This is a genomic window from Paenarthrobacter sp. TAF1, from assembly GCF_052113825.1.
GTDB lineage: Bacteria > Actinomycetota > Actinomycetes > Actinomycetales > Micrococcaceae > Arthrobacter > Arthrobacter nicotinovorans.
On sequence record NZ_JBFRDO010000001.1, the window covers coordinates 285,347 to 303,389 of the forward strand.

Sequence of the window (18,043 nt, forward strand, 5' to 3'; positions counted from 1 at the left end):
CAGCATGAAATTTAGAAGGACCGCTGCAAAGGCGGTCCCGTCCGAGTTTACCCGCCCCGGCCGCGGCTCCCGCCAAGGGTGGGAGAAGCTATGGTCGGATCAGGCCGTGGTCACCCGGACATGGAGGTCTTCCTCCGGAGGAGTCCAGGTCGTGGGATCGGCATCAACCTGCTCGCCGGAACGGATGTCCTTGACCTGGTGTTTTCCGTCGTCATCGGTGAACCAGACGAAGGGGATGCCGCGCCGGTCGGCGAACTTGATCTGCTTGCCGAACTTCTCGGCCTTGGCTGCGACCTCGGTAGCGATGCCGCGGCCACGCAACTGGGCCGCGATGTCCTGGGCCGCAGACCAGCTGTCGTCGCTATTCAAAGCAACCAGCACTGCAGTCGGCACAGCGCGTGAGGCCGTGGCAAGTTCCTGGCTGAGGATGCGGGACACCAGGCGCGTCACGCCGATCGAAAGCCCGACGCCGGGGAACTTGCGGTTGCCCTTGCTCGCCAGGGCATCATATCGGCCGCCGGAACAGATCGAACCGAGCTGCTCGTGTCCCACAAGGACGGTCTCGACGACGGTGCCGGTGTAGTAATCCAGGCCACGGGCAATGCTCAGGTCAGCGACCACCTTGCCCGGGGCACGCTGAACGGCTGCTTCGATGACCTGTTGAAGCTCGCTCAGGCCTTCTTCGAGGAGGTCATCCTTCACCCCGAGTGCGCGGACCTGTTCGACGAAGGAGGTGTCCTCGGTGCGGATCGTGGCGAGTTGCAGGGCCAGGGCCGCCTGCTCATCCGTGGCGCCGAGCTCAGACTTGAGCAAACCGGCTACCTTGTCGGCACCGATTTTTTCCAGTTTGTCGATGCTGCGCAGCACGCCGGCGGTGTCCGTCAGGCCAATGCCGCGATAGAAACCCTCGGCCAGCTTCCTGTTGTTGATCCGGAGCCGGAAGTCCGGAATGGGAAGGGCGCTCAGGGCCTCAGCGATGACCAGCGCAATCTCAACGTCATAGCGGAACGGCAGTTCGCCGTCGCCTACGACATCGATATCAGCCTGGGTGAACTCGCGGGCCCTGCCTTCCTGGGGGCGTTCACCGCGCCACACTTTCTGGATCTGGTAGCGGCGGAACGGGAAAGCCAGATACCCGGCGTTTTCCACGACATAGCGCGCAAACGGAACGGTCAGATCGAAGTGCAGTGCAAGCGCGTTGGGGTCGGACTTATCGGAACTGCCCTGCTTCGCAGCCTCGCCCTCATCATCCTGGAGACGGCTCAGGCCATAGACCTCTTTGTCGATCTCGCCCTTGCGGAGCAACTGGCCGACCGTTTCGACCGCGCGTGTCTCAATGGAAGAGAAACCATGCAACTCGAATGTCTTCCGGAGCGTATCCAGCACATGGAGTTCCACCAACCGTTCCTGGGGAAGCCACTCGGGGAATCCGGACAGGGAGGCGGTACGTGCCATGGTGGAATTGTCTCCTCGAAGAAAGCTGACCCGGGCCTCGGCGCCATGCTTTAAACGCCCGTTCGGCGTTTAGAGGGCGGGCGTCCAGCCGGTCATGCATAAACTATGTGCGGCAGCCAGTTTATGCTTTCCGCGCGTGCACATCTAATGCAGCATGCCGGGTTCCTGTCGGCAGCCATCCGAAGCGGACACAATCAGGAGGACTCTTGGCAACAAGGTCGCGGGATGACCGCGAAGCGAAACGTCGCATCAGGCAAATGGAAGCCAAGCGCGCCCTGCGGCAGGAACAGGGAAAGCGCCGCAAACGCGACAACATCATTGCCATCGGCGCCGGTGCTGCCTCCGTGGTCCTTGCCGTGGTGCTCCAGCTGACCGTCTTCAGCTCCAACCCCACGGAAGACGAGTTCGCTGCCGCGGAGGCGGGCCTGAATTCGCCGTCGGCATCCCCGGCGGCGTCCAACGGTGCCGACATTCCCAGCCCGGATACAGCAGCCGGCAAAACGTTCACGGGCGAGCTTGCCTTGAACAGCGGCGTCGTGGGAGTCGAATTGAACGGTACAGCGGCACCGCAGGCGGCTGCTGTCCTGAAGTCGCTCGCTGATGCCGGTTACTACACAGGGGCCAACTGCCACCGGCTGACCACTTCCGAGACCTTTGGCCTCCTGCAGTGCGGCGCTAAATCAGAGGACGGCGCAGACGACCCCAACTATCGCTGGGGTCCACTCGAAAACACGCCGGCAGACAACAAGTACCCTGCCGGAACCATCGCCGTTGCCCGTACGGGCAACAATGCCTACGGCAACGGGCACCAGTTCTTCATTGTCTATAAGGACACCACCATCCCGGCCGACACGGCTGGCGGATACACCGTTGTTGGCAAGGTCACCAGCGGGTTGGACGTCGTGACGAAGATCGCCGCTGCCGGCATCAAAGCCGGCGGAAACAGCAGCGACGGCGCCCCTGTGGCACCTGTCACGATAGACTCGTTTTCTCTGAAGTAACCAGCCCCGGGCCCAGGCCCGGGGTGCATTGCCTTAGCAGTCCCTCCAAGCGAAAGACTTTTAGCGGTGACAGACAGTCAGAAATCCGACGAAACAGCAGCAGTGGCCAACGATGAAGCGGTCGAGGTGATCGAAGCCACGGATGCCGGCGCTTCCCCCGAAGCAACCCCCGCTTCGGCTCCCAATGAACCCGCGGCATCCCGCCCCGCGCCGTCGGCAGCGCCGTCGCCCGCGGCTTTTGCGGCACGCCCCAAGGCACCCGTTGCTGTTGTTCCTGCCGCACCCGCAGTATCTGCCGCGTCGCTGGCAGAAGCAGCAAAGTGGGGACGGGCAGAAGGCGACGGCCACGTCTTCCTCACGCTCGATGGTGAGGAAATCGCCGTCGGACAGTACCCGGGAGTCAGCCCTGACGAAGCCCTGGGCTATTTCGCCCGGAAGTTCGACGACGTCATCGCCCAGGTAGTCCTCCTGGAGCACCGGGTGGAGTCCAAGGCGCCGGCAACAGACATGCAGAAGACGGTCACGCACCTGCGCGAGCAATTGGCCGAGCGCAACATGGTGGGCGATATCCGTTCCGCCGAGGCCCGCCTGGATGCCCTGTCAACGCAGATCGTGGAATTGGAGAAGTCTGAGAAGGCTGCCCACGAGGCCGTTCGGGCCAGTGAGCTTGCCGCGCGGGAGGCCATAGTAGCCGAGGCGGAGACCATTGCCGGTCAGGATCCTGCGCAGATCCAATGGAAGACCTCCAGCGCGCGTATGAACGAGCTGTTCGAATCCTGGAAGTCCGCACAGAAGAGCGGCGTCCGGCTCGGCCGCAGCAACGAGGACGCACTTTGGAAGCGCTTCCGCTCGGCCCGCACCGTTTTCGACCGCCACCGCCGCGCCTACTTCTCCCAGCTGGACAGCAACAATTCTGCTGCCAAGTCCGCCAAAGAGGCCCTGATCGCAGAGGCCGAGGCTCTTTCCTCGTCCACTGACTGGGGCTACGCCGCCGGTGAATACCGCAGGCTGATGGACCAGTGGAAGGCCACCCCGCGCGCCAGCCGCAAGGATGACGACGCCCTGTGGGGCCGCTTCCGTGCCGCCCAGGATGTCTTCTTCAGCAATCGCCAGGCCGCCAATGACCAGATTGACCAGGAATACACAGCGAATCTGGCCGTCAAGGAACAACTCGTGGTCGAGGCCCAGGGCTTGCTGCCCATCAAGGATCTCAACGCCGCCAAGAAGGCCCTCCAGTCCATCCGCGATCGCTGGGAAGATGCAGGCAAGGTCCCGCGTGCTGACATGGGCCGGATCGAGGCAGGCCTTCGCAAGGTGGAGGATGCTGTCCGTGAAGCCGAGGAAGAGAAGTGGCGCCGGAGCAACCCGGAAACCAAGGCACGCACGAACAGTGCCCTGACGCAGCTTGAAGCAGCCATCGCGGGCCTCAAGGACGACCTTGACAAGGCTGAAAAGGCCGGCGACCAGCGACGCATCAAGGCTGCTCGTGAAGCTTTGGAAGCACGCCAGGCCTGGCACGACCAGATCCAGCGTTCGGCCAGCGACCTCGCATAATTCCTTCTGACGCTGTTGCAGGCTCCGATCCGCTTATCCACATAGCCGGATCGGAGCCTGTACTCGTAGGGGGCCCCACGAAATGATCGGTGGATGGTCCCCGCTCTCACATCCCCGCAATTGCTGGAACCGGTTATTCCGGAGCTCTACGCCCCTGGCCGCATCTTTACGTGGAATGAACTGCAGGGCATGGCGTTCGACGGCATCCTGATGCCCCTCTACGGCAAGAACTATTCCTCCCCTGGCGTGGCCATCACCCACCGGCTGCGCGCCCGTGCAGCCGCACTAAGCGTGCCTGAACGTATCCGCACCAAAGTTGTGGCCGGCAGGCTCACTGCCGCCTGGATCTATGGCTGTGCCAAACCGCCGGAGAAGTTGTCACTGCTTGTGGATGCCAAGCACCGCATTTCCAGCCTTCGCGGCACCCTGCCCTGCAGCCTCCATGAAGTACGGCTGGGGCAGATGGATGTCGTCAGTCTCGGCGGGATGCTGGTGAGCACCCCGCTGCGTACCGCGGCGGACATCGCGCTCCACGTCGAGTCTGAACGCGCCCTGCCGGTGCTGGGACGGCTCCTGGACAGACAGGAACTGGGTGTACGGCTGCGACTTCTTGTCCTGGCAGTCGAGGCAGCTCCCCGGGTCCCCCACAAGAAGCGCGCCCTGGCCACCCTGGCACAGTTGATGCCGGCAAATGCTATCGGCTAGCAGCAAAGCTCTAACTCCGGCGGCGGTTACCCGTGGTTCGGTAGACGTCGAAAACACCGTCAATGCGGCGCACAGCATTCAACACGTGGTGAAGGTACTTGGGATCACCCATCTCGAACGCAAACTTCGAGATCGCCACCCTGTCGCTGGACGTGTGGACCGATGCAGCAAGGATGTTCACGTGGTTCTCCGAGAGGATCCGCGTCACATCCGAAAGGAGCGATTTGCGGTCCAGCGCTTCGACCTGGATCTCCACCAGGAACACGCTGGACTGCGTAGGTGCCCATTCGACGTCGACGATCCTGTCAGGCTGGTCACGCAGCCCCGAGACATTGGTGCAGTCTGTCCGGTGCACGGAGACACCGGAACCGCGCGTCACGAAGCCAAGGATGGGATCCGGAGGCACAGGTGTGCAGCACCGGGCCAGCTTGACCCATACGTCGCCCACGCCCCTGACGATGACGCCAGAGTCCGAGAATTTGGACTTCGCTACCTGGGTCGGGATGCTGACTTCGTCAAGATCCTCATCCGGAGTCTCATGGCCGCCCAACTGCTCCATGAGCTTTTCCATGACTGACTGGGCCGAGGTATGACCGTCACCAACGCCCGCATACAGTCCGGAGATGTCGACGTAGTGGAAATCCTCGGCGACGGAAGACAAAGCATCATGGGTCATGAGCCTTTGCAGGGGAAGGTTCTGCTTCCGCATGGCGCGGGTGAGCATGTCCTTGCCCCGGTCGATCGCTTCTTCCCGACGCTCCTTGGTGAACCACTGCCTGATCTTGTTGCGGGCACGCGCGGATTTGACGAAGTGCTGCCAATCCTGGCTCGGACCGGCACCTTCGGCCTTGGAGGTGAAGATCTCCACCCAGTCACCATGGTTCAGTTCACTATTCAGCGGCACCAGTTTGCCGTTGACCCGTGCACCGATGGTGCGGTGTCCCACTTCCGTGTGGACGGCGTACGCAAAGTCCACAGGGGTTGAACCCGCTGGCAGCGCCATGACTTCGCCCTTGGGTGTGAATACGAAGACTTCGCGGGCGTTGATCTCGTAACGCAGGGAATCCAGGAACTCGCCCGGATCGGAGGTCTCCTGCTGCCAGTCCACCAGGGAACGAAGCCAGCCCATGTCGCCGTCGCGCGGGCTGCCCGGGCCCTGTGCCGTCCGGTTGGGCTGGTCCTTGTACTTCCAGTGGGCGGCCACGCCATACTCTGCGCGGCGGTGCATCTCGTGCGTGCGGATCTGGATCTCAACAGGCTTGCCGCCCGGACCGATCACCGTGGTGTGCAGAGATTGGTACATGTTGAACTTCGGCATCGCGATGTAATCCTTAAACCTGCCTGGCAGCGGGTTCCAGCGCGAATGCAGGGTGCCAAGGGCCGCGTAACAGTCGCGGACGGAGTCCACCAGCACCCGGACGCCCATGAGGTCGTTGATGTCGTCGAAATCCTTATCCCTGACGATCATCTTCTGGTAGATGGAGTAGTAGTGCTTGGGACGGCCCGTGATGGTCGCTTTGATCCTGGCAGTCCGGAGATCGTCGGCGATCTGGTTCCGGATGACGCTCAGGCTCTTCTCGCGCTCCGGCGTGCGGTCCCCCACCATCCGGACGATTTCCTCGTACACCTTGGGGTAGAGGGCTGCGAACGACAGGTCCTCAAGCTCCCACTTGATGGTGTTCATGCCCAGGCGATGAGCCAGCGGGGCAAAGATCTCCAGCGTTTCACGTGCCTTGCGGGAGGAAGACTCGGCTGAAACGAAGCGCCAAGTGCGTGCATTGTGCAGGCGGTCGGCCAGCTTGATCATGAGGACCCGAATGTCCTTGGCCATGGCCACGACCATTTTGCGGACGGTCTCAGACTGGGCTGCCTCGCCAAAGCTGACCTTGTCCAACTTGGTAACGCCGTCCACCAGCATGGCAACCTCAGGGCCAAAATCCCGTGTCAGGTCCGCCAGGGTGTATGGAGTGTCCTCCACGGTGTCATGGAGGAGGGCAGCGGCCAACGTGGTGCCTGTCATGCCAAGTTCAGCCAGGATGGTCGCCACGGCCACCGGGTGGGTGATGTACGGATCACCGCTCTTGCGCTTCTGTCCCTGGTGGCTGCGCTCGGCGACTGCGAACGCCCGTTGGATCAGGTCAAAATCTTCTTTGGGGTTGTTGGCCCGGACGGTCCGCAACAGCGGCTCGAGGATCGGAGAGTACGGAGCTACGCCCCGCCCGGTCAGGCGTGCGAGGCGCGAACGCGTGCGTTCCCGGCGGCCCGGAAACGTGGGACGGGCTCCCGGCATGTCCACCGGCACTGCCCCGGAGGCCCGGGCGGGCATGCCCGTTACAGGGACCGCCACAGCTTTGCGGTCGTCTTCCCCGCCCGCCGGTGGTGCCGACGTCGCACGTTCTTCCACAGAAGTACCCCTCACAACCGATTTAATTCTCCCAGTCTATTCCCGGAAGCGAATGCTTCTGCAACTGGACAGCACATGACGATCGGGCCGGCAAGTCAAAGAGCCGGCCACCGCACTGTGGCGGTGACCGGCTCCCTTGGACAAATACAGCTCCGTTGCCGCCTAAACGGTGGCTTCGGCGCGTCGGTGGGCTACCTTCTTGGCCTGCTTGACGAGCTCGGGCTCACCCTGGCGCAGCCAGGCGTAGAGCGGGGCCGCGATGAAGATCGTTGCCGCGGTGCCAATGAGGATACCCACAAACAAGGCCAGCGACAGGTCGCGCAGGGTGCCCGCGCCCAGGAGTCCTGCCCCAATGAAGAGGATCGCGGCCACCGGAAGGACAGCCACCATCATGGTGTTGATGGATCGGACCAGGGTTTGGTTGACGGCCAGGTTGACCTCTTCGCCGAAGGTACGGCGGGTGGACGTTGTGATGTCCGACGTGTTTTCGCGGATCTTGTCGAAGACCACCACGGTGTCGTAGAGCGAGTAGCTCAGGACGGTCAGGAAGCCGATAATCGCCGACGGCGTCACTTCGAAATCGCTCAGGGCGTAGACGCCCGCAGTGGTGAACATCGTGACGAGCATGCCGACGAGGGCCGACAAGGACATCTTCCAGGTCCTGAAATACAGGGCCATGAGGACCGCGGCCAAACCGACGAAGACCACCAGGCCGATGAGGGCCTGACGGGTCACATCCTGGCCCCAGGTCGGTCCGACGAAGTTGGAGGTGACTTCGTTCTCCGTCACACCATAGGCGCTTGTGAGCCCGTCCTTGATGCGGTTGGTCTCGTCATCGGTCAGCTGGTCCGTCTGGATGCGCATGGTGTTGCCGGCCACGTTTGCGACACGCGGAATGGCATCAGGCACGACCTCGTGGACTGCCCGCTCCCCCAGCGCTGCGTCTGTGGTGCTCACGTTTGAAACCGTGAACTCCGAACCACCGCGGAATTCGATACCGAGGTTGAAGCCACCCTTGACCACCGGGATCAGGATGGACAACGCCACGGCGACGGCCGCGATGATGAACCAGATCTTCTTTGAATTGACAAAGTTGTAGGAACGTTTGCCTGTGTAGAGCTCATGGCCGAAGGTTGCGAAGCTCGTAGTCATTACTTCTCCTCCTTGCTGCCGTTGGAAGAACCAGTCAGTTGGCCCTTCGCGGCAAGCCGCCGTTCGGCGATGGTCATGCGTCGTTCCGCTTCAGCGGCCGCCCCGGCGTTGCGGGGGCGGACCGGCGTCGGCTTGTCATCCGGGGTCCGGAGCCGTCCGGCCCCCCGGTACAGCGGCACCGCACCCAGACGGTCGGGCGACAGTCCGGAGAACCGGTGTCCCTCGCCGAAGAACTTGGTACGGGCCAGGACCTGCAGCATCGGGTGCGTGAACATGAACACAACAAGGAGGTCGGCAAGGGCCGTCAGGCCCAGGGTAAACGCAAAGCCGCGGACGTTTCCGACAGCCACGAAGTACAGGACCAGCGCGGCCAGAAGGTTGACGGCTTTGGAAGCCAGGACCGTGCGCTTGGCGCGCTTCCAGCCGTTCTCGACGGCGGACACCAGTCCGCGCCCGTCGCGCAGTTCGTCACGGATACGTTCGAAGTAGACGATGAACGAGTCGGCGGTCTGACCGATAGCCACAATCAGACCTGCGACACCTGCCAGGGACAACCTGTAGTTCTCGGTCCAGCCGAGGATTGCGATGGCAAGGTACGTCAGCAACCCCGCCACTACCAGGGAAGCGATGGTAACGAGTCCCAAAGCCCGGTACTGGAAGAGCGAGTAGACAACCACCAGCAGCAAGCCGATCATGCCGGCAAGCAAGCCAAGACGGAGCTGATCTCCGCCAAGGGTGGCCGAGATTTGCTCCTGGGACTGGATCTCGAAACTGATCGGGAGGGCACCGTAACGCAGCTGGTCGGACAGGGCCTTGGCACTGGCTTGGGTGAAGTTGCCGGTGATCTGCGGCTTTCCGTCGGTGATGACGGCAAGGGCACGCGGTGCTGAAATCACTTTGTCATCGAGGACAATGGCGAACTGGGACTTCGGGTCTTCCGTGCCCTGCGCCTGTGCGGCCACGTAGAACTGGTTGAGCCGTTCGGTGACTGCCTTGAACTTCGCAGTGGCGTCACCGTTGAAGACGATATTCACACCCCAGGAGTTGGTCACCGAACCCTGTGCACCCTGAACCTGGGAGAAGGTGGAATCGCTGATGTCCTGGCCCTTGACCTCTACCGGGCCAAGAATGTACTTGACGGCGGGAGTCTTGTCAGTGGCAGGCTCACAGGCCACCAGCGGCTTGGCTGGATCGGAGCGGTCGCGCTTCTCCGTGGAGGGATTGACGCAGTCCAGCGCTTCGAATTCCTTGACGACATCGCCCGTGACCCAGTTGTTGTCGCTGGCGTTGGCCGGCTCTGCGGTCGGCTTGGGCAGCTTGTCATCCGGCGTCCGCTGTTCTGCGGGAACGGCGGCGGGGTCACCAGCGGCGATAACGGGGCGGAAGTTCATGTCCGCGGATGCCTGGATGAGGTCCCGGGTCTCCTTTGAGGGAGTGCCCGGCAGGCTGACCACCACATTGCGGCCGGACTGCGTGCTGATCTCGGCCTCGGCGACGCCGGAACCGTCAACACGCTGGCGGATGATCGCCACAGCCTGGTTCAGCTGCTCCTCATTGATGTCGCTTGCACCCTCCACCCGGGGTGCCAGGATCATCTGGGTTCCACCTTCGAGGTCCAATGCGAGCTTGGGCGCCCAGCTCGCATGGCCGGTCATCACCCCGCCAGCCAGGACAGCGGTGAGTACAACGAAAATTGCTCCAAGCCAGGTCAGCACCCTGCGGGCTGAGTTTTTGGGGCCGGTCCGTGCCATTATCGATCTTCCTGTTATCGCCGGACAGCCGCCGGCGGACGCTGGTAAGCGTCTGCCGGCGGCTCTCCGCTGCCGTAGAAGTTTCCTTGCGCGGTGATGCCGCGACTGACGGTGCTAGTTGTCCTTCTTGTCCTCTTTGTTGAGGCGCGCGATGGTCTCTTCCGGAGTCTCGACTGCCGAAGGGGTTTCAGTACCCGCAACGGTCAAGGAAGAAGCGTCATCAGGAACCACCGGGGCTTCCTCAGGAGCAGCCTCAACCACCTTGGTTACAGCCTGGCGGTGGACTGTGGCCTGGTTGCCCGGCGAAAGCTCGATAACGACCTTGTTTTCCGCTTCGTCGATGGACACGATCCGGCCGAAAAGGCCGAAGCTGGTCATGACGTCGACGCCCGGAGCGAACTTGGACTGCATCTCAGCCTGCTGCTGCTGGGTCTTCTTGTTGCGGCGGAACATCATGAAGACAAAAAGTCCAAGCATGACGAACAGCAATATGGTCATTGGATCCACAGGGAAGTTCCGTTCTGTACTTACGTTTTGGTCCACGGCAACGTCCCTGGCAGATCCGCGAGGCTGGCGCATGGATCAAGGACTCGAACGTGCCGAGCGTCATACCAGTCTAGAGGGAAAAGCTGAACACAGCGTGTTAACCGGCTGTATCGATGCTTTCGGCGTGGTTTTCGTCCTCGTCAAAGAGCGCAAGAGTCTCTTGTCCGAACACGCCGGTCGGTACCGCGTACCCCAGGTGGGTCCAGGCCGAAGCCATGGCGATCCGGCCCCGCGGCGTCCGCCCCAGCAGCCCTTCCCGCACCAGGAACGGCTCCGCCACTGTCTCGACAGTCTCCGGTTCTTCACCAACAGCGATCGCCAAGGTGGACAGTCCCACGGGGCCGCCGTTGAACTTGGTGATCAGGGCTTCCAGGACGGAACGGTCCAAGCGGTCGAGGCCGCGCTGGTCCACCTCATACATATCCAATGCAGCGGACGCTGACCGGGCGTCGATCTGATCAATACCGTGGACCAAAGCCCAGTCGCGGACCCGGCGAAGCAGCCGGTTGGCGATACGCGGTGTACCGCGTGACCTGCCTGCTATTTCCGTGAATCCGGCCGAATTGACCTTGAGGTCCAGCAAACCGGCCGACCGGCGGAGGACAAGCTCAAGTTCAGCCACGGAGTAGAACTCGAGGTGCCCGGTGAAACCGAAACGGTCCCTCAACGGGCCGGGGAGAAGCCCTGCCCGCGTGGTGGCACCCACCAGTGTGAAGGGCGGCAGCTCCAGAGGGATGGCCGTAGCGCCGGCACCCTTTCCGACCACGATGTCCACACGAAAATCCTCCATGGCCATGTAGAGCATTTCTTCTGCCGGCCGGGACATACGGTGGATTTCGTCAAGGAACAGCACCTCGCCCTCCGACAATGAGGAAAGGATGGCCGCCAGGTCACCTGCATGCTGAATGGCCGGACCGCTGCTGATACGAAGCGGCGCGTTCATTTCCGCCGCGATGATCATGGCCAAGGTGGTCTTGCCCAGGCCCGGTGGACCGGACATGAGCACGTGATCGGCACTGCGTCCACGCATTTTGGACGCCTCGAGTACCAAGGCAAGCTGTTTGCGGACCCGGTGCTGGCCCACGAAGTCATGCAGGTTCTTCGGACGGAGCGCGGCCTCAATGACCCGCTCTTCCGGCTCCTCTCCCCCGCTGACCAGTGACTGCTCAGCCACGGGAGCCTACGCGGTTACCGGCGCGTGCGCCGTCCTGGCCAAGCCAACGCAAAGTGGCCCGGAGGATCTGCGCGACGTTGCCGGCCTCCACTAGTTCGGGCGAATCAGCCATGGCTTTGTCGATGCTTCCGGTAGCGTCCTTCTCCGACCATCCCAGGCTGGTCATCGCAGCAACAACCTGCGGCTTCCACTCAGCCTTGATGGCGGATTCCGGAGCAGCACCACTTCCGGTACCGTGCGGGACCAGCTTCCCGGCAAGTTCAAGGACAATCCTGCCCGCAACCTTGGGTCCGATACCCGGCACCTTGGTGAAGGCCTTGCTGTCGCCGGTATGTGCCGCGACGCGGATGGCTTCGGGCTCGTGCACCGCCAGAACAGCGAGGGCCAAACGCGGGCCGACCCCGCTGACACTAAGCAGGACATCGAAAACTTCGCGTTCGTCGTCGTCCGCGAAGCCGAACAACGTGAGGGAGTCTTCCCGGACGATCATTGAGGTAAAAAGTTTGGCTTCAGTGCCCACGTGGAGGTGGCTCAAGGTCTGTGGCGTGGCGTAGACGCTCATGCCGGCACCGTTGAGGTCAATGACGGCGGTGGACAAACCAACGTGGGCAACGATTCCACGAAGAAAACTGATCAAGACCCGGCTCCTGAGTTATTGCGGCGTTATTGCGGCTAAAGCGGACTATCCGAACATATCTACGAATACCCTAGCAAGCGCAGCCGGCAATCACCGCTTGCGGCGCGCTTTCGCTTCGGCGTCTGCCCATGCTTTTTGCGCCGGCGTCTGGGATCCGGCGCCGGAGGCAGCACCCATTCCGTTGCCTGCACGCCAGGCATGCGTCAAAGCCAACGCGAGTGCGTCCGCGGCGTCTGCCGGCTTGGGCGGGGCGTCCAGGCGCAGGATCTTGGTCACCAGCTTGGTCACTGCGTCCTTGTTGGCTGTACCGCTGCCGGTCACCGCGGCTTTTACTTCCGACGGGGTGTGCAACGCCACAGGGATGCCGCGGCGGGCCGCGGCGGCAATGACGACCCCGGAGGCCTGCGCAACGCCCATGACAGTGCTGACGTTCATCTGGGAGAAAACCCGTTCGACGGCGACGACGTCCGGCTTGTGCAGGTCAAGCCACTCATCGATGGCGTGGGCTATGACCAGCAGGCGCTTGTCCAGCGTTAGTTCAGCGGACGTACCCACCACTCCGACGGCGACCATGGTGGCCCGCCGGTTCCGCTCGATGTCTACTACACCGATGCCGCAACGGGTAAGGCCCGGATCGACTCCCAACACGCGAAGAGTCAAGTCCGGGCCTTCCTGTTTGTCATCAAAATCGGGTGCTGCCACGCCTACTCGGCGTCGAGGGCAGCCTGCACTTCCTCGCTGAAGTCCGCGTTGCTGTAGACGTTCTGGACATCGTCCAGGTCCTCGAGCGCGTCGACGAGCTTCATGAACTTCTTGGCACCATCGACGTCCAACTCCACCTGCATGGAGGGAACGAACTCTGCTTCGTCAGTTTCGTAGTCGATCCCGGCTTCCTTGAGGGCATCACGGATGGCCTGGAGGTCCGAGGGTTCGGAATGGATCTCCCAGTTGTCCCCGCTGTCCTTGACTTCCTCCGCACCGGCGTCCAGGACGGCCATCAGGATGTCGTCTTCGCTGAGACCGTTCTTCGGCAGAACCACCACGCCCTTGCGGGCGAACAAGTAGCTGACGGATCCCGGGTCTGCGATGGTCCCGCCGTTGCGCGAGATGGCCAGGCGAACCTCGGAGGCCGCACGGTTCTTGTTGTCGGTAAGGCACTCGATCAACAAGGCCGAGCCCTGCGGTCCGCGGGCTTCGTACATGATCTCGGTGTAGTCGACGACCTCGCCGGTGAGGCCGGCGCCACGCTTGATGGCGCGGTCGATGTTGTCGTTGGGCACTGACGTCTTCTTGGCCTTGGTCACGGCGAGTTCCAGGCCCGGGTTGCCGGCCAGGTCCGGTCCACCCATGCGGGCAGCAACTTCGATGTTCTTGATCAGTTTTGCGAACGACTTTGCACGCCTGCTGTCAATGATGGCTTTTTTGTGCTTGGTGGTCGCCCATTTGGAGTGGCCTGACATGCTTTACGCTTCTCCTCTGATCATTCGAATAAAGAGTTCATGCACACGCTTCTCCCCTGTCACTTCCGGGTGGAAGGAGGTGGCCAGCAAATGGCCGGAGCGCACTGCAACAATTCTAGCCACTCCATGCAAAGCGGCGGTGTGGCCGGCATGGTCAGGATCGACCTGTGCCAGGACGTCTACTCCAGGACCTACCCGCTCAACCCAAGGTCCGCGGATGAACACGGCATGGACAGGGTCCACTCCGTCCTCGTCGGCGCTGAACTCCAGTCCCTTGAAATCGAGGTCCGTTTCGAAGGATTCCCGTTGCCGTCCAAAAGCGTTGCGGCGAACGGTGATATCCAGGCCGCCGAACGTCTGTTGCGGGTTTCCCTGCAGGTCGGTGGCAGGGTCTGCGATCTCTTCGGCCAGCAGAATCATGCCCGCGCAGGAGCCGTAGACCGGAAGGCCGTCGGCTATCCGCTTTTGGATGGGATCACGGAGTTCAAAGATCCGGGACAGTTTGTCGATGGTGGTGGATTCGCCACCGGGGATGATCAGGCCGTCGATCCCGTCCAGCTCGGCAGGCCGGCGGATACCCACGCCTACAGCTCCAGCGGACTCGACGGCATGAATGTGCTCACGGAAATCGCCCTGGAGTGCCAGGACGCCGATCCGGAGGCCTGTACCCACGCGTGACGAAGCGTCGGAAAGGGGGTTGGTCATTGGACCATCATAGTGCTCCCGCCCGCACGGCCGGCTTCGGTCAGTGCTCTGCGACCTGAGGCGACCCGGGTTCCATGCCGCGTCTGGGATATATTACAGAGCATGCTTTCCTTCAGCGTTCCCCTCGGCAAGCTGGTCCGCACTCTGTCCCGGCTGCGGGGCGGCGGGTCGGCGTTTCCCGGGCTTGTGGTCGAGAAGATCGACCCCCGCTTCATGCAGCGAACGCTGGCGTCACTGCCACACGGTGTCGCTGTTATCAGCGGCACCAATGGCAAGACCACAACTACCAAGATGGTGGTGGAACTCCTCGAAAGCCAGGGCCTGAAGGTCTTCACGAACCGTTCGGGCAGCAACTTCACCCGCGGAGTAGCTGCGTCCCTGCTCGGAGAGGTCGATTGGCGGGGACGGCTTGACGCCGATATCGCCATTCTTGAACTCGACGAAGCACATGCCGTCCACTTCGTTAACAAGGTTCCTCCCCGTTACAGCCTGCTGCTGAATGTCCTCAGGGATCAGCTGGACCGGTTCGGCGAGATCGACAAAACGGCCCGGCTCCTGGAGCACATTGCATCCAAGACCACCGACACCGTCGTCCTGAACCGGGAAGACCCCCGTGTTGCGCGGATAGCCAACATCGTCAACAGCCTCGATGCCGTTCATCACCCCGAGGTGCGGTACTTCGGTCTGGACGAGTCACTCCGCAGCACCTTCCCGAACGACGACGAAATGCGGACAGGCAGTGGACCCTCCCCGTCCGGCACGTCCGTGGCCGCAGCGTCCGGTGAGGCAGTCGACTTGCCGGATGCCGACGTCGTGCTTCGCCGGGTAGGTGCCCAGGACGCAGACTTTGAGTTCGACGGCAAGACCGTGACCACAACCATGAAGCTGCGCGGCGTTTACAACATCTTCAACGCTGCCGCGGCGTTGTCGCTGACCCGCGCAGTTCTGGGAACCGGCCCCATTGACACCCCAAAGCTCGTCAAAGCCCTTGGCGACGTCGCCCCTGCATTCGGACGCGGTGAAAGCCTCACGGTGGATGGCCAACCGCTCGAACTCGTGCTGGTAAAGAATCCCAGCGGTTTCCGGCTCGGCCTGAAGTCGTTCCCGGCCGGCGGCTACGCAACCATGATCGCGATCAACGACAACTATGCCGACGGCAGGGACATGTCGTGGCTGTGGGACGTGGAGTTCGAGTCCCTGCGCGAAGGCGGAGTAGAGGTCCTTACGGGGGTCAGGGCCTACGACATGGCCCTCCGGCTGCAGTACGACGACGTGCCCTTCGGCGCCGTGGAGCCGGATATAACAGCAGCACTTCGGACCTTTATCGACGGCTCCCGCGGCAAGCCCAAGCGCATTTTCTGCACGTACACATCAATGCTGGCCATCCGCCGCGAACTCGCCAAAATCACCATAGTTGAGGTGGTCTCATGACCTCGGAAACCCAGCCCACCGCCCATTCACCGGAGGAGCGTGCCCAGTCCACCAAGGGCACTATCCGCGTCCTCCAGCTGTACCCGCGCGAAATGAACATCTACGGCGACTGGGGCAACGCCCTGGTGCTGAAGCAACGGATCAAGTGGCATGGCTACACGCCGGAGCTGCTGGAGTACAACGTGGGAGATGATTTCCCGGACGACGTCGACATCATTGTGGGCGGCGGCGGGCAGGACAGCGGCCAACTTGTCATCCAGGACGACCTTCAGGCGCGCGCGGAGCAGTTGAGGGAGCTGGCCGACAACGGCGCCCCAATGTTGGTGATCTGCGGCCTTTACCAGCTCTTTGGAAAGTTCTTCAAGACCAGCACCGGACCCACTATCCCCGGGATCGGGATCCTGGATGTCGAAACCCAGGGTACGGATGAACGCCTCATCGGCAACGTGATCATGAAGTCCGCCGAGTTCGGCGACATCATGGGCTACGAGAACCACAGCGGTCAGACCACCTTGGGTCCTGGCGTACAACCTCTGGGGACAGTGACCAAAGGTGCGGGCAACAACAGCAAGGACGGCCATGAGGGCGCCAGGTACAACAACGTTGTGGCCAGCTACCTGCACGGTTCATTGCTGCCAAAGAACCCGGCCATCGCCGACTTCCTGATCCGCACCGCTGCGGAGCGCAAGTTCGGCACTTTCGTGCCGGGATCGCCCGACGACGACTACGCCCGCCTCGCGCGGGAACACGCCGCCCGCCGTCCCCGCTAGGGGCTATCTCTCCTTGGTGATCAGCAGTTCATGTGCGCCTGCACTGGCTGCGCCCATGGATTCGACAACGGTTTGGGTCCTCTGGTGGGTTTCGGCGTCGGCCGCGGGTGTGGCACACACGCCTTGCGGGGCATCGCTGGCCACTGAACACCAACGGTAGGGGTCCCGGACAATCACCGAGGGCGCCCACGCGAGGTCGGAGGCAGTCCAGGTGCCTGCAGCGTTTTGGCTGAACTGTGCCCTGACCAGCAGCCCTTCGTTGTTGACCACGTACCACGGTGACAATTCCGTGATGCCGTTGCCTAGCCCGTACACGATCCAGGTGCCTTTGTAGTTCTCGATGGGCAGCACGGAGTGGGTGTGATGCCCATAGATCATGGTGAACTGCCCGCTGTCCACGAGTGCATGCGCCACATCCTGCTGTTGGGCATTGGGTTCGCTCGCGTATTCGTCACCCGCGTGCATGACTCCCAGGACAATGTCAGCACCGAGGGCCCTGGCTTGGGTTGCCTTGGCAATCATGGTTGCAGGGTCGAGTTCGTCCACAAGCCAGGGGTATTCCGGAATCTGTCCGTTGTGGCCATAGGTTCCGATGATGACCGCGACCTTGGCCGCGTCGGTCTGGACCATCAGGATTTCCTTGGAGGCAGCCTCCGTCCGGTAGGAGCCGGTGTGCTTCAGCCCTGCGGCATCGAGGGCATCAAGGGTCCTGAGCAGACCCTCCGTGCCGCGGTCAATGGTGTGGTTGCTCGCGGTGGTGCAGGCCTGGTAGCCAATGTCCTTCGAAGCGGTGACAATCTGCGGCGGTACATTGAACGACGGGTAGGCCGAGAAAGGCCCTTCGGGCGTGGCCACCGGAGTCTCCTGGTGGCAGATGGCGAGGTCGCTGCTGTTGACGTAGCGCCGCTGCCCTTCGAGGAGCGGGACGAAGGTGTAGCCGGGCAAGCCAACGGCGGCGGCGTCTGCCCTTGCCTGCTGCCATAACTGGGTGTGGACCAGCATGTCGCCCGTCACGGTGATGGAGGTACAGCGGAGTTCAGGGCAGGCAGGTCCCTTGCCTGGAGTTGGATTCGGAGCGGGAGTACGTGTGGGCATAGGCGACTCCGCCGCGGGAGACGTTGCTGCGGTGCTCCGGTCCGGATCTGTGTTCTCGGCTACGACGCCGCAGGCGCCAAGGGTCATCGCAAGGGCGACCACTATGGCAGGCGCTGCCGATCGGCGAAGCCGGATCCATCTCGTCGCAGATGTGAGATTCCCCATGATTTTCATCCTACGGCGAAGTCGCACGGAACCAGGCG

Annotated in this window: 16 protein-coding genes; 5 read left to right on the forward strand and 11 right to left on the reverse strand. The window is 62.4% G+C overall.

Annotation, left to right across the window (positions count from 1 at the left end; genetic code table 11):
- Positions 1-99: 99 nt before the first annotated feature.
- Positions 100-1,455: a histidine--tRNA ligase gene (gene hisS, locus AB4Y81_RS01295; RefSeq protein ID WP_018777751.1), complete on the reverse strand. Its 1,356-nt coding sequence runs from the start codon at positions 1,453-1,455 to the stop codon at positions 100-102.
- A 206-nt stretch (positions 1,456-1,661) separates the two neighbouring features.
- On the opposite strand from hisS, the gene AB4Y81_RS01300 reads away from it, so the two are divergent.
- From AB4Y81_RS01300 to AB4Y81_RS01310, 3 genes are all read left to right on the forward strand, one after another.
- Entirely contained in the window at positions 1,662-2,456 is a 795-nt protein-coding gene (locus tag AB4Y81_RS01300) for a peptidylprolyl isomerase (protein ID WP_441994897.1), read from the forward strand.
- A 66-nt stretch (positions 2,457-2,522) separates the two neighbouring features.
- Complete coding sequence (locus AB4Y81_RS01305) at positions 2,523-4,010, forward strand: DUF349 domain-containing protein (protein WP_441994899.1); 1,488 nt, start codon at positions 2,523-2,525, stop codon at positions 4,008-4,010.
- A 93-nt stretch (positions 4,011-4,103) separates the two neighbouring features.
- Positions 4,104-4,715 (forward strand): hypothetical protein, encoded by a 612-nt coding sequence (locus tag AB4Y81_RS01310; RefSeq protein WP_039241689.1) that lies wholly within the window; start codon positions 4,104-4,106, stop codon positions 4,713-4,715.
- A 10-nt stretch (positions 4,716-4,725) separates the two neighbouring features.
- Here the strand turns inward: AB4Y81_RS01310 and AB4Y81_RS01315 are convergent, their stop codons facing one another.
- The 9 genes from AB4Y81_RS01315 to pdxT all read right to left on the reverse strand — a co-directional run bounded on the left by AB4Y81_RS01315 (position 4,726) and on the right by pdxT (position 14,544).
- Positions 4,726-7,119: a RelA/SpoT family protein gene (locus AB4Y81_RS01315; RefSeq protein ID WP_055975959.1), complete on the reverse strand. Its 2,394-nt coding sequence runs from the start codon at positions 7,117-7,119 to the stop codon at positions 4,726-4,728.
- Positions 7,120-7,281: 162 nt separating this feature from the next.
- Positions 7,282-8,271, reverse strand: a complete 990-nt coding sequence (gene secF / locus AB4Y81_RS01320; protein WP_018777756.1) for a protein translocase subunit SecF — start codon at positions 8,269-8,271, stop codon at positions 7,282-7,284.
- Positions 8,271-10,022 (reverse strand): protein translocase subunit SecD, encoded by a 1,752-nt coding sequence (gene secD / locus AB4Y81_RS01325; protein WP_055975962.1) that lies wholly within the window; start codon positions 10,020-10,022, stop codon positions 8,271-8,273. Before secD ends, secF begins: the two co-directional genes overlap by 1 nt.
- Before the next feature lie 114 nt (positions 10,023-10,136).
- The gene (gene yajC, locus AB4Y81_RS01330; protein WP_018777758.1) at positions 10,137-10,520 is read right to left on the reverse strand and encodes a preprotein translocase subunit YajC; all 384 of its coding nucleotides are present in this window, start codon (positions 10,518-10,520) and stop codon (positions 10,137-10,139) included.
- A gap of 145 nt (positions 10,521-10,665) precedes the next feature.
- Positions 10,666-11,742: a Holliday junction branch migration DNA helicase RuvB gene (gene ruvB / locus AB4Y81_RS01335; protein ID WP_018777759.1), complete on the reverse strand. Its 1,077-nt coding sequence runs from the start codon at positions 11,740-11,742 to the stop codon at positions 10,666-10,668.
- The gene (gene ruvA, locus AB4Y81_RS01340) at positions 11,735-12,379 is read right to left on the reverse strand and encodes a Holliday junction branch migration protein RuvA (protein WP_039241694.1); all 645 of its coding nucleotides are present in this window, start codon (positions 12,377-12,379) and stop codon (positions 11,735-11,737) included. Before ruvA ends, ruvB begins: the two co-directional genes overlap by 8 nt.
- Positions 12,380-12,469: 90 nt before the next feature.
- The gene (gene ruvC / locus AB4Y81_RS01345; protein WP_055976088.1) at positions 12,470-13,039 is read right to left on the reverse strand and encodes a crossover junction endodeoxyribonuclease RuvC; all 570 of its coding nucleotides are present in this window, start codon (positions 13,037-13,039) and stop codon (positions 12,470-12,472) included.
- Positions 13,040-13,083: 44 nt separating this feature from the next.
- A complete protein-coding gene (locus AB4Y81_RS01350) occupies positions 13,084-13,839 on the reverse strand; it encodes a YebC/PmpR family DNA-binding transcriptional regulator (RefSeq protein ID WP_018777762.1) in 756 nt (251 codons plus the stop codon).
- Positions 13,840-13,842: 3 nt separating this feature from the next.
- A complete protein-coding gene (gene pdxT, locus AB4Y81_RS01355; RefSeq protein ID WP_018777763.1) occupies positions 13,843-14,544 on the reverse strand; it encodes a pyridoxal 5'-phosphate synthase glutaminase subunit PdxT in 702 nt (233 codons plus the stop codon).
- 102 nt (positions 14,545-14,646) lie between these two features.
- Between pdxT and AB4Y81_RS01360 the strand changes: the two genes are divergently transcribed.
- Both AB4Y81_RS01360 and AB4Y81_RS01365 read left to right on the forward strand, forming a co-directional pair.
- Positions 14,647-15,975: a MurT ligase domain-containing protein gene (locus AB4Y81_RS01360; RefSeq protein ID WP_441994904.1), complete on the forward strand. Its 1,329-nt coding sequence runs from the start codon at positions 14,647-14,649 to the stop codon at positions 15,973-15,975.
- Positions 15,972-16,745 carry a type 1 glutamine amidotransferase gene (locus AB4Y81_RS01365; RefSeq protein ID WP_039241699.1) on the forward strand — a complete coding sequence of 258 codons (774 nt, stop codon included), beginning with the start codon at positions 15,972-15,974 and terminating at the stop codon, positions 16,743-16,745. The genes AB4Y81_RS01360 and AB4Y81_RS01365 overlap by 4 nt, the downstream gene beginning before the upstream one ends.
- A gap of 3 nt (positions 16,746-16,748) precedes the next feature.
- Here the strand turns inward: AB4Y81_RS01365 and AB4Y81_RS01370 are convergent, their stop codons facing one another.
- Positions 16,749-18,014 (reverse strand): CapA family protein, encoded by a 1,266-nt coding sequence (locus AB4Y81_RS01370; RefSeq protein WP_441994906.1) that lies wholly within the window; start codon positions 18,012-18,014, stop codon positions 16,749-16,751.
- Positions 18,015-18,043: the final 29 nt, after the last annotated feature.